Genomic DNA, 11,769 nt, shown 5'->3' with positions numbered 1-11,769 from the left:
CCATCATGCCCGGGCGCATCCCAGCGCGAGAAGGTGCGCCAGGCCGTCGACGATCCGCTGGCTGAAGGCGCGCCAGGACCGCGCCGACACCGCCCTGGTCTACGTGTCCGACCACGGTGAATCACTGGGCGAGAACAACCTCTACCTGCACGGCCTGCCCTACGCGATGGCGCCCGACGTGCAAAAGCGCGTGCCCTGGATCACCCGGCTCTCGCCCCGGTACAGCGCCCGCCGCGGCGTCACCGGCGCGTGCCTGCAGGGCCTGCGAGACGCGCCGCTCTCGCACGACAACTACTTCCACTCGGTGCTCGGGCTGCTCGACGTGGACACACGCGTCTATCGGCCAGGGCTCGATGTCTACGCGCGCTGCCTGAAAGGCTGAGCTTGCGGCGTCGCGCCCAAGCCCGTGTACACCCCCGAAGGGGTCGAGATCCTTGTCCCGGTTTCACAGGCTCAGACAGCGAACCGGATCGGTAGGAGGGCCGCGCCCGTCTCTGTTCCAATAGCGCGCCAATCCTCGGACACGCGCGTTTCCCGATGCTTTTTGCGGAGAATTTCTATTGAGTGACAGCATCCTCGGTCAGGTGGCGCTGAGCTATTCGCCGATGATCGACCGCAACCGGGCGGTCAGCGCCACGCGCCTCACCGTGTTCCCGCTCGCGCCGGGCGCGTCGCTCGATGCGGCGGCGCTGTTGGCCGAAGTGGCGGCGGTGTGGCCAGCCGACGGCGGCAGCGTCTCGCTCAACGTGCTGAGCGAAAGCCTGCTGAGCGACCTGCTGCGGGCCGGGCCGAGCGCCAACGTAATGATCGAAATCCCGGCCTTCATGGCCGCCGATGCGGCGCACAGCGCGGCGATCCGGGCACTGCATGCGCGCGGCAGCACGCTGCTTCTCAAGGGCCGGCCACTGCGCGAGTTGCCGCGCGAGGTGCTGCCGTGTTTTCGGCACTCCATCATCGAGCTGGCGGACGACCGTCGCGTCAACGAGCGCGGGCCGGCGCCCGGCGTGGTGCGTGCTATCGGCTATGTGCAGTCGGGCGTGCACAGCATTTCCGAGATGGAAGGCGCATTCAGCCGTGGCGCGGTGGCGGTGCTGGGCTGGCCGATGGATGACGCGATCGCGCTCTCGGAGATGGGCACGCTCGACGGCGGCCGCAGCGGCCCGTCGCCCGACATGCACGTGCTCATCGAACTTTTGCACCGTGCCGACAAGGCCGAGCCGATCGAGAGGCTCGAAGCCACTTTGCGCCGCGACCCGACGCTCGCCTTCCTGCTGATGCGCTACATCAACTCGCCGGCGTTCGGCCTGTCGGTGGAAATCAGCTCGTTTCGCCACGCCATCATGATGATCGGCTACAGCCGGCTCAAGCGCTGGCTGGCGCTGCTGCAGCCGAGCGGCAGCAAGGATGCGAACCTCAGGCCGGTGATGTTCGCGGCGGTGCGCCGCGGCATGCTGATGGAAGAACTGGTGCGGCACCTGGCCGACGACCAGATGAGCAACGAGCTGTTCATCTGCGGCATGTTTTCGCTGCTCGACCGCACGTTCAACCACTCGTTCGCCGATCTGCTGCAAGACATTCCGGTCTCCGAGCGTGTCTATCTGGCACTGGCCGAGGCCAGCGGACCCTATGAGCCCTATTGCTCGCTGGCGCGCGCGGTCGAAGGCAACGCGCTCGACGCGATCCGCGAGGCCTGCGAGCGTCTCATCATCGGCGCGCAGGAGATCAACAAGGCCGTGCTCCGAGCGCTCGCCCACGCCTCGCGGATGGGCTGAGCCGCAAGGCAAAGCCTGCTGGAACGGGCCTTGTTCGGCTCGGCCACGACGCCTGCGGCCGAGCGAGCCAGCCGCAAGACCGGCGAGCCGCAAACAGCCGGGCATCTCCGCGGACGGTCGGCCCGGCTCGGCCGCCAGGCGTACCGCCGAGCAAGGCCGTGACTTTCTTGGCTCGTCGGGCCGATTTCAGCGCAGCACTTCCTGCCGTGAACGGCTAGCGTGCAAAGTGCATCGCTCAGCCTTTCATTCGCCCCGACGGCAATCGATGCGCCCCGGTCTGCGCCGATACTGCGGGTTTGTCGGGAATGCGTGCGCCGCAGGGGGTGTTCGAGGGCGCGCCACACTTGCACACCATGTCGATCTGTTTCGTTTCTTCCGCATTGCGAGCCGGCCACTGATGAGCCAAGTGCGACCCTCCGCCGCGCGCCACCCGCGGGCCGCCCCGCCCGGCGCTGCGCGGCACCTGCTGCGCGACCTGCCGGTGGCGCGCAAGATGGTGCTCATCGTGCTGCTGTTCGTGGCCGTGGTCGCGGCGCTGGTGGTGCTCACCAAGCTCAGTTCCGACATCCATTCCGGCTTGCGCGCCTACGTGGCCGGCGAGGGCCATTGGTCCAAGGCCCACCGCGACGGCGTGCATCACCTGGAGCACTACGTCGAAAGCCGCTCCGCCCTGGACTACGAAGCCTACGAGCGCACCCTGAACGTGATTGCGGGTGATCTGAGGGCGCGACTCGAACTCGAGAAGCCCCAGCCCGACCTGGCGGTCGCTCGCGCAGCCTTTCTGGCCGGGCTGAACCACCCGGACGACATCGACAACCTGATCTGGCTGTTTCGCCACTTCCGCAACGTCAGCTACCTAGATCGCGTGATCGGTTTGTGGGCACGGGCCGACGTCATGATCGATGAACTGCGCGGCCTGGGCACCGCCCTGCGCATTGAAATCGAGGGCGCTGGCGATGCGCAGCGCATTGCCGCGATCGCGGCCAGCATCGAGCAGCTTCACCGGCGCATCCTGCCGCTCAATGATCAGTTCTCGGACACGCTCGGCGAGGCCAGCCGCTGGATCACCCGGCTGCTGTTCGGCCTGATGCTGGTGACAAGCAGCGCGAGCCTGCTGTTCGGCCTGGTGGTGGCGAACTACCTCATGCGCCACATCAACCGCCAGATCGCCGAGCTGCGCGCCGGCGCGCTGCGCGTGGCGGACGAGGATTTCGAACAAGCCGTCGAGGTGCGTTCGAGCGACGAGCTCGGCCGCCTGGCCAGCACCTTCAACCACATGATGGCGCGGCTGCGCCAGCATCGCAGCGAGATCGAGGCGGGCGCGCGCGAACTGCAGCACGCCACCACCGCGGCGCAGGCGCTGGCGCTGCAGGCCGAGACGGCGAGCCAGGCCAAGAGCCAGTTCATGGCCACCATGAGTCACGAGATCCGCACGCCGATGAACGGCGTGCTCGGCATGACCGAGTTGCTGCTGAGCACCGAGCTCGACACGCGCCAGCGCCGCTTCGCGCAGGCGGTCTACCGCTCCGGCGAAGGCCTGCTGGAGATCATCAACGACATCCTCGACTTCTCCAAGATCGAAGCCGGCAAGCTCGAGTTGGCGCCGACCGACTTTTCGCCACGCGCGCTGGTCGAAGACGTGCTGGAGCTGCTGGCGCCGCGCGCGCAAGAAAAGCGCCTGGAGCTGAGCTTTCGCGAGCATCCGGGCCTGCCCGCGGCGCTGCACGGCGACGCGCTGCGGCTGCGCCAGGTGCTCACCAATCTGGTGGCCAATGCGATCAAGTTCACCGAGCACGGGGAAGTGGTGGTCGAACTCGAGGCGCTGCACGCGCCCGCTGCGGCCGAGGGCCCGTTCAGCGTGGAGTTTTCGGTGCGCGACACCGGCATCGGCATCTCGGCAGAAGCCCTGCCACGGCTGTTTTCGGCCTTCACGCAAGCGTCCAGCGGCATGGCGCGACGCTACGGCGGCACCGGCCTGGGCCTGGTGATTTCGCGCCAGCTGGTCGAACTGATGGGCGGCACCATCGAGGCCGAGAGTCGCCCCGGCATGGGCTCGCGTTTCCGGGTGCGGCTCGCGCTCGGTCGCGCCGCGGGCGACGGCGAGGACGCCGGTGCCGACCCGCAGCGCATGCCGGCGCTGCGCGTGCTGGTGGTCGACGACAACGACACCAACCGCATCGTGCTCGAGAACCTGCTCGGCGCCTGGGGCATGTCGGTCACGCTGGCCAGCGACGGACAGCAGGCGCTCGACTTGCTGCGGCGCGAACGCGACGCGAAGCGTCATTTCGACCTCGCATTGATCGACATGCACATGCCGCGCCTGGACGGCTTTGAGCTGGCGCACGCGCTGCAAGCCGAGCCGGCGTTGGCCGACATCAAGCTGGTGATGCTGTCGTCGGTGAGTTCGCCCGACGAAGCCCGGCGCGCGCAGGCGGCCGGTTTCCTGCGTTTCATCAACAAGCCGGTGCGCAAGGCCGAGCTGCGACAGGTGATCCTGGGCGTTTCGAGCGGCCGTGCGACGGGGGGTGCCCCGGCGCCCCGGGTCGACGCGCACATCCTCGTGGTGGAAGACAACCCGGTAAACCAGGAAGTGATCGCCCAGATGCTGCGCAACTTCGGCTGCCGCGTGCAGCTCGCCGCGTCGGCGCTCGAAGGGCTGCGCGCCCTGTGTGAAAAGCGCTTCGACCTGGTGATGATGGACATCCAGATGCCCGGCATGGACGGCATCGAGGCGCTGGGCTGGTTTCGCCGCGGCCCCGGCGAGCGCTTTACCTTCGTCACGCCGCCGACCACGCCGGTGGTCGCGGTCACCGCCAATGCGCTGGGCGGCGACTGCGAACGCCTGCTCGGCCTGGGCTTCGATGACTATCTCTCCAAACCTTTTCGACAAAGCCAGTTGCTTGCCATGCTTTCACAACGCTTGAACCCCGGGGCGGTCGTCCCTTGCGCCGCGGGCGTCGCCCCCGGTGCGTCCACCAAGAAGGTCGGCGCTGCGGCGCCCGCCACGCCCGCATCGCCGGCATCGCGCCAGGCGGCGAGCACCACGTGTACCGACGACCTGCTCGACGCGCAGGCGTTGCAGCGCCTGCGCGACCTCGACCCGAGCGGCGCCAACCGGCTGCTCGAGCGCGTGGTGCAGGCCTTTGCCAGCTCCACCGGGCGGCTCCTGCCGCAGCTCGACGAGGCCATGGCCGCGGGCGACCTGCACGGTGTTCGCCATGTGGCGCACACGCTGAAGTCCTCCTCGGCCAGCATCGGCGCACTCAAACTGGCAGCGCTGTGCGCCGAGGTCGAAGCAATGATCCGCAGTAAAGAGGTCCAGCGCCTGCAGGAGCGCGTCACGCAGATGCACCGAGAAATCGACAGCGTGGGCAAGGCGCTGCGCGCGCTCGTGCCGCAGGTCGCTTGAAGCCCACGCCATGACATCTCGCGCCGACGCCACCGCCGAAGACTCGCTGCCGAGCCCGCGCGTGCTGCTCGTCGACGATGACGAGGTCAACCTGCTGCTGACTTCAATCGCGCTGCGCGATCGAGGTTTTGCCATCACTGAGGCGGCCAGCGGCGAGCGGGCGATGCGCCTGCTCACCGAGTGGTCGCCCGACGTGATCGTGCTCGACGCGCTGATGCCGGGCATGGACGGCTTTGCCACCTGCCGCGCGTTGCGTGCGCTGCCCGGCTTCGAGTCGATGCCGGTGCTCATGCTCACCGGGCTGGACGACGACGCCTCGATCACGCGCGCCTACGAAGCCGGCGCGACCGACTTCTTCGTCAAGTCCACCCAGTGGAGCCTGCTGGCCGGGCGGCTGCGCTACCTGCTGCGCTCCTCGCGCACCCGCCAGGAGCTCGAGCGCAGCAAGCAAAAGCTCGCGCGGGCGCAGGCGCTGGCACGCATGGGCAGCTTCGACTGGTGGCGCGAGCCCAACACGCTGGTGCTGTCGATCGAGGGCCTGCGCGTATTCGGCCTGGGCCCCGGCGACACCGTCACGCTGCGCGGCGCGGCGCGCATGGTGCCCGCCGAAGACCGTCGCGGCTTCATCGCGCTGTTGCGCGACACGCTCGAGCGCAACACCACGCTGGCGGCGGACTTTCCGGTGCAGTTGGTCGACGGCCGCCCGCGCATCATGCATGTGGAGGCCGAGCCCGAATTCACCGAGCAGGGGAGCCTCGCGGGCTACACCGGCATCGTGCAGGACGTGACCGATCGCCGCACCGCCGAAGACAAGATCCGCCACCTGGCCAACTTCGATGCGCTCACCGGCCTGCCCAACCGTCGCCAGCTGATCTGGCGGGCCGAGCGGGCGATGGAGCAGGCCAAGCGAATGAACCACCAGGTCGGCCTGCTGCTGATCGACCTGGACCGCTTCAAGGTCATCAACGACACGCTCGGCCACGGTGCCGGCGACGAGCTGCTGGTCGAGGTGGCGCGGCGCCTGCGTTCCTGCGTGCGCCATTCCGACCAGGTGGTCGAGCACGGCATCGAGCCGCTGGCGCTGGGCACGCGCGCGCACCGCGCGCTCGAGGCCGTGGGCCGGCTCGGTGGCGACGAATTCGTGGCGCTGCTGCCCGAGGTGGCGGCCGACCAGGACGCCGAGCGCGTGGCCACGCGCGTGCTCGAGGTGATGCGCGAGCCGATCTTCGTGGGCGGCCAGGAGTGTTTCGTCACTGCCAGCGTCGGCATCGCCCTGTTCCCGCGCGACGGTGCCTCGGTGGCCGATGTGCTGCGCAATGCCGACGTGGCGATGTACTCGGCCAAGGCGGCGGGCCGCAACGCATCGTCGCTCTACCGCCCGCACCTGGCCGGCAAGGGGCGCGAAAAAATCGAGCTGGAGAGCGCGCTGCACAAGGCGATCGAGCGCGAGGAGCTGGTGCTGCACTACCAGCCCAAGATCGACGTGCGCAGCGCCCGCATGATCGGCTGCGAGGCGCTGATGCGCTGGCAGCGCGGCGACCAGCTGGTGCCACCGGGCGACTTCATCCCGATGGCCGAGGAGACCGGCCTGATCGTGCCGATCAGCGAATGGGCGATCCGCGAGGCGGTGCGCCAGGCCAGCCAGTGGAAGGAGCAACACGGCCTGGAAACCAAGGTCGCGGTGAACCTGCCCAATCGGCTGTTCGAGCGCACCGACCTGGTGGCGCACATCCAGCAGGCGGCGGCGCAGCACGGCATCTCGCACCGCTGCATCGAGCTCGAGATCACCGAAACCGGCCTGATGAAAGATTTGCAGAACGTCATACCGACGCTGCACCGGCTCAATGAAATCGGCGTCGAAATTTCCATCGACGACTTCGGCACCGGCTATTCCTCGCTGGCCTACCTCACCACCCTGCCGATCTCGGAGCTGAAGATCGACCGCAGTTTCGTGCGCGATCTCGGCGTCACCTTGCAGAGTTCGGCGGTGGTCACCGCGATCATTGCGCTGGCGCGTTCGCTGGGCATTCGCGTCATCGCCGAGGGCGTGGAAAACCTGCGCCAGATGGAAGTGCTGCACCGCCTGGGCTGCAGCACGATGCAGGGTTTCCTGTTCAGCAAGGCGCTGCCGCCCGACGAGCTGGAACGCTGGCTGGCCAAGACCGTGCTGCCGCGCAAGGCGCCCTGGCTCGGCCAGGCGCAGGAGCCCGAGGACGTGGAGCCGGTCGCGCGCCGGCCGCGCATCCTTCCCGTGCTGCCGCCGCCGCAGGGCGGTTGAATCGGCACCCCCCGCCCTGGGGGGTCATCGGCGTCGGGGCGAGGCTTGGGCTCCCGGCTTGCCCGTGGACTGGCATGCGCCGGCAAAACGGCGCGCTGGACACCGGAAGTCGCCCATGAGTCCCTCTTTTCCATTCCCGCGTTGTTGTCGCGTGCATCTCGCTGCCCTCGCTGCGGCCCTCATTGGCGGCGCCGCGCAGGCGCAACTCGTCTACCTCGGCCCGGTTGATCTCAATGGCACCGGCCTGGGCGCGGTGAGCACCTTGCTCACGATCCAGAGCCCTGTCAACGGCAGCTTCGAATCCGGCGCCGTGGGCTTGAGCATCATCAACGAACAACTGGTGACGGGCGACGCCAAGATCGGCACGTCGCAAACCCAGCTGCGCTCGCTGGGCGAGGTGGGCATCGATTCGGCCGCCGACCTGCGCATCGTGTTCAACGTGGTCGAGCCCGGCAACGGCGCCAACGGCCTCGTGCTGAGCGAGCTGGTGCTCAAGATCTTCAGCGCCGACGGCGACACGCTGTTCACCTCCGGCGCCTTCGCATCACAAAGCTTTGCGGACACACTTACCGGCACCGGCAAATCCGGCTTCTTGTTCGGCCTGAGCGAGGCCGATGCGGCGGCCGCCCAACAGGCTGCCTTCTTCGGCGATTTCAGCGACAACCGCATCGGCTTGTTCGCCGCGGCCGAGGGCGCGACCGGCGGGCCCGAAACCTTCTTCGTGGCAGAAGCGGTCGGCTTGCCGCCGGTGGCAGCCATTCCGGAGCCGGGAACCTGGGCCTTGCTCGGCTTCGGCCTGATCGGCCTCATGCTGCGCCGCGGCCGATCGCGAGACGAGTAAGCAGCTTCGCGCGGCGCTCGCCGCGCCAGTGGCATGCAGAAAGGGCCGGCATCGGCCCTTTTTTTCGTCTTTCGTCGCAACACGGATCGACTCCGGCCGGCATTTGCGTGCTTATTGCTGGACGCGGCGCCGCTCGGTCGTGCCAGCCTCTTCACCGCGGCTGCACCGTGGTGCAAAGTGCGCAACCGCTTCGCTCGATATCGAGCGGGTTCGGCCTCTCTGCACTTGCACCCCACCCGCACCATGCTCCAGGCGACTTTGCCGACCGCAGTCAACCGGCTGCGCGAGGACCTGATCCACCCGGACCCGCTGCTCGACTGCCTGCTCGAAGTCTGTCGCGTCCACGGCATTGCCGCGTCGCGGGCGTCGCTCGCCGCCGGATTGCCGCTGGTCGATGGGCGCGTGAGCCTGGCGCTGGCCGAGCGCGCCGCGGCACGCGCCGGCATGGCGACGCGCTTGCAGCGCATCGCGCTCGCGAGCATCGATGCGGCCGCGCTGCCTGCCATCGCGCTGCTCGAAGGTGAGCGCGCCTGCGTGCTGATGGGGCGCCGCGCCGACGGCGCCTGGGACGTGTTGCTGCCCGAGTGCGGCTCGGGTGCGGTGGTGCTGGGCGAAGCGGAACTGGCAGCGCGCTACGGTGGCGTCACCTTGTTCGTGCGCCCGCAATTGCGCTTCGATGAACGCACGCCCGAGGTGCGGCCCACCGCCGCCGGCCACTGGTTCTGGAGCGCGCTGCTGTCGCAGCGCAAGGTCTACCGCGACGTGCTCTGGGCGGCGCTGCTGATCAACCTGTTTGCCATCGCCTTCCCGTTCTTCTCGATGAACGTCTATGACCGCGTGGTGCCCAACCGTGCGATGGAGACGCTCTGGGCGCTGGCCATCGGCGTGGCACTGGTGATCAGCGCCGACTTGCTCATGCGGAGCCTGCGCAGTCATTTCGTTGACGAGGCAAGCGCGCGCATCGACGTGCGCATTTCCGCCACCTTGATGGAGCGCGTGCTCGGCATGCAACTGGCCAACAAGCCCGCCGCGGTGGGCTCGTTCGCCGCCAACCTGCGTGGCAGCACGGCTCGAAGCGACGGCGATTCAGCGCAAGGCGCTGAAGTCGGTGGCGTCGAGGACGTCGGGTGACTGCGAGTCGCCGAACAGGCGCAACGGCTGCCGGGCGGCCGATTCGCGAAACGACTTGCGCGCGAACAGCTTGTTCTGCGCATCGATCGGCAAGTCGGTGATGGAGATGAGGTTCCTGATGATCAGCACGTCGAGCAGGTCTTCGATCACCCGCACGAAGCCGGCGTCCAGGCGCTGGAACGCTTCGGTGCCCGCGGCCGCCGCTCCGACGAATTCGAGGGCCTCGGGGTGATGCGGGTCGAGCTCCTCGGTCGCGCCCGGCTCGGGGTGGCGGTGCAGGCTTTCGATTCGTCCGAGGGCGTCGCGGCTGGCAAATGGCATGCACGCACTCTAGCGACTCACCGCGGAGCCGTCGATGCGAGATACCGGCATTTACGGTGGCAGCGCGGCGTGAGCGGCACGGCGCTTGTCGCGACGGCGAGGCGCGCATGAGCGAAGCGCTCACCGGCTGGGTCAATGCGCTGGGCCGCCTGACCGCGGCGCTGGCCGATGCCTTGCGGCGCGTGGGCAACCGCGCCGCGCTGTCCTTGCAGCAACAGCGCCTGGCCGACTTCGCGATGGCCTCGGGCGACTGGCTGTGGGAGACGGACGAGTCCGGCCGGCTCGCCTGGCTGTCATCGGCCGATCAGAGTCGCGCCGGCGCATCCGCGCCCTGGGTGCTCGGGCAGACCATGGACGACGAGCGCATCCTCGACGCCGCCGGCGAACCGGTGGTGCCGCCACAGAGCTTGCAGCAGCTGCTGCAGCGGCGGGGTCCGTTCGAACGCGTGATCACGCTGTGCGACACGCCGCGCGGGCGCCTCTACGTGTCGCATTCGGCGGTGTGTCGCTATGAATCCGACCGCTGGTGCGGCTATCGCGGTACCGCGCGCAATGTCTCCAGCGCGGTGCTCGGCCAGCGCGAGCGCCAGGCGGCGGCCAGCGTGCTGCACAAGCTGGCGGGGCAGATCCCGGACCTGTTGTTTCAGTTTCGGATGCATGCCGACGGCCGCATCGAGCTGCCCTATGCCAGCGAGCGCATCCGCGAAATCTTCGAGTTCGATCCCGAGGACGTGGTGCGCGACGCCTCGGGCGTCATCGATCGCGTTCACCCCGAGGACACGCCCCGCGTGCTGGCGGCGATCGCCCAATCTGCATCGGACATGACGGTGTGGCAGCAGACGTTTCGCGTGGTGCTGCCGGTGCGCGGCGAGCGCATGCTGTCGGGCCGATCGAAGCCCGAGAGGCTCGACGACGGCAGCGCGCTCTGGCACGGCGTCATCACCGACGTCACGCAACAGATGCACGAGGCGCAGCGTGTCCAGGCGCTGGCGCGTGAACGTGACGCCGCCAACCGCGCGGCCGCGCTGCGCAGCGAAATCATGTCGCGCGTGAGCCATGAGCTGCGCACGCCGCTCAATGCCATCCTGGGGTTTGCGCAACTGATCGAGCGCAACCGCGGCGACGACGCGCCGGCCAGCGCCGTCACCTCGGCCATGCAGATCCAGCGTGCCGGCAAGCACCTGCTGTCGCTCATCAACGACATGCTCGACCTGGCCAGCCTCGAGGCCAAGGGCTTCGACGGAGGCCTGCGTCCGCTGCGCATCGCACCGCTGGTGGAGCGCTGCGTCGCGCTCATGGCGCCGCATGCCCAACTGCAGCAGGTGTCGCTCTCCACGGTCTTGGCCGCGTCACTGCCGGCGGTGAGCGCCGATCTGCGAGCGCTCAAGCAGGTGCTGTTCAACCTGATCGGCAACGCGATCAAGTTCTCTTCGGCCGGCTCCATGGTCGAGATCGAGGTGGGCATGGACGACGATCCCGAGTGGGTCATCGTGGCGGTGCTTGACCACGGCCCGGGCATCCCGGCGGACCGCCTGCCCAGCCTCTTTCAGCCTTTCACGCGCCTGATCAACAAGGGCGTGCGCAAGGAAGGCACCGGCCTGGGCCTCGCGATCAGCCAACGTCTGGCGCACGCCATGGGTGGGCGCATCGACGTGGGCTCGCAGCTCGGCGAGGGCTCGGTGTTCACGCTGCGACTGCGCACATCAAGCGAAGCGGCGCAGCCCACCGGTGAGACTGCCTTCGACGAACTCGACGCGGCACCAACGCGGCCGCGGCTGGCCGGCACCGTGCTCTACATCGAGGACGAACCGATCAATGCCCTTCTCATGCAGCAGTTCTGCGCGGCATTCCCCGGGCTGCATCTCACCGTGGCGACCTCGGGTGGCGAAGGCCTTCGCGTGGCGCGTGAACTCGCGCCCGACCTCGTGCTGCTCGACATGAACCTGCCCGACATGGACGGCCATCAGGTGCTGCAGGCGCTGCGCGCCGACGCGGCCACCGCTGGCATTGCGGTCGT

Annotated in this window: 8 protein-coding genes; 7 read left to right on the top strand and 1 reads right to left on the bottom strand. The window is 68.5% G+C overall.

Annotated elements, in window-relative coordinates; translation table 11 throughout:
- The 6 genes from RMO12_RS11715 to RMO12_RS11690 form a co-directional block, all read left to right on the top strand.
- A partial coding sequence (locus tag RMO12_RS11715) for a sulfatase-like hydrolase/transferase (RefSeq protein ID WP_309639425.1) occupies window positions 1-382 on the top strand: 382 nt, incomplete at its 5' end.
- A 178-nt stretch (window positions 383-560) separates the two neighbouring features.
- Window positions 561-1,772: an HDOD domain-containing protein gene (locus tag RMO12_RS11710; RefSeq protein ID WP_309639424.1), complete on the top strand. Its 1,212-nt coding sequence runs from the start codon at window positions 561-563 to the stop codon at window positions 1,770-1,772.
- 397 nt (window positions 1,773-2,169) lie between these two features.
- Window positions 2,170-5,181: a response regulator gene (locus RMO12_RS11705; RefSeq protein WP_309639423.1), complete on the top strand. Its 3,012-nt coding sequence runs from the start codon at window positions 2,170-2,172 to the stop codon at window positions 5,179-5,181.
- Between the two features lie 10 nt (window positions 5,182-5,191).
- Window positions 5,192-7,459 carry an EAL domain-containing protein gene (locus RMO12_RS11700; RefSeq protein ID WP_309639422.1) on the top strand — a complete coding sequence of 756 codons (2,268 nt, stop codon included), beginning with the start codon at window positions 5,192-5,194 and terminating at the stop codon, window positions 7,457-7,459.
- A 151-nt stretch (window positions 7,460-7,610) separates the two neighbouring features.
- Window positions 7,611-8,300, top strand: coding sequence for a PEP-CTERM sorting domain-containing protein (locus RMO12_RS11695; RefSeq protein WP_309639421.1), 690 nt, complete (start codon window positions 7,611-7,613; stop codon window positions 8,298-8,300).
- Between the two features lie 243 nt (window positions 8,301-8,543).
- Entirely contained in the window at window positions 8,544-9,431 is an 888-nt protein-coding gene (locus RMO12_RS11690) for a hypothetical protein (protein WP_309639420.1), read from the top strand.
- Here the strand turns inward: RMO12_RS11690 and RMO12_RS11685 are convergent.
- Window positions 9,387-9,752 carry a hypothetical protein gene (locus RMO12_RS11685; RefSeq protein ID WP_309639419.1) on the bottom strand — a complete coding sequence of 122 codons (366 nt, stop codon included), beginning with the start codon at window positions 9,750-9,752 and terminating at the stop codon, window positions 9,387-9,389. The genes RMO12_RS11690 and RMO12_RS11685 overlap by 45 nt on opposite strands.
- 107 nt (window positions 9,753-9,859) lie before the next feature.
- Here RMO12_RS11685 and RMO12_RS11680 point away from each other — a divergent pair.
- Window positions 9,860-11,769: ATP-binding protein (locus RMO12_RS11680; protein WP_309639418.1), on the top strand; the 1,910-nt coding region annotated here is incomplete at its 3' end.

The sequence above is a fragment of the Methylibium sp. genome (genome assembly GCF_031393925.1).
Lineage (GTDB): Bacteria > Pseudomonadota > Gammaproteobacteria > Burkholderiales > Burkholderiaceae_C > Methylibium.
The sequence above is the reverse complement of the archived record's forward strand: the minus strand, read 5'-3'. Positions and strand labels throughout refer to the sequence as shown.

What these genes read in the sequence shown, in the direction of transcription:
- RMO12_RS11705 (WP_309639423.1), top strand. Translation starts at nt 2,170, where the DNA reads ATGAGCCAAGTGCGACCCTCCGCCGCGCGCCACCCGCGGGCCGCCCCG.
- RMO12_RS11700 (WP_309639422.1), top strand. Translation starts at nt 5,192, where the DNA reads ATGACATCTCGCGCCGACGCCACCGCCGAAGACTCGCTGCCGAGCCCG.
- RMO12_RS11690 (WP_309639420.1), top strand. Translation starts at nt 8,544, where the DNA reads ATGCTCCAGGCGACTTTGCCGACCGCAGTCAACCGGCTGCGCGAGGAC.
- RMO12_RS11685 (WP_309639419.1), bottom strand. Translation starts at nt 9,752, where the DNA reads ATGCCATTTGCCAGCCGCGACGCCCTCGGACGAATCGAAAGCCTGCAC.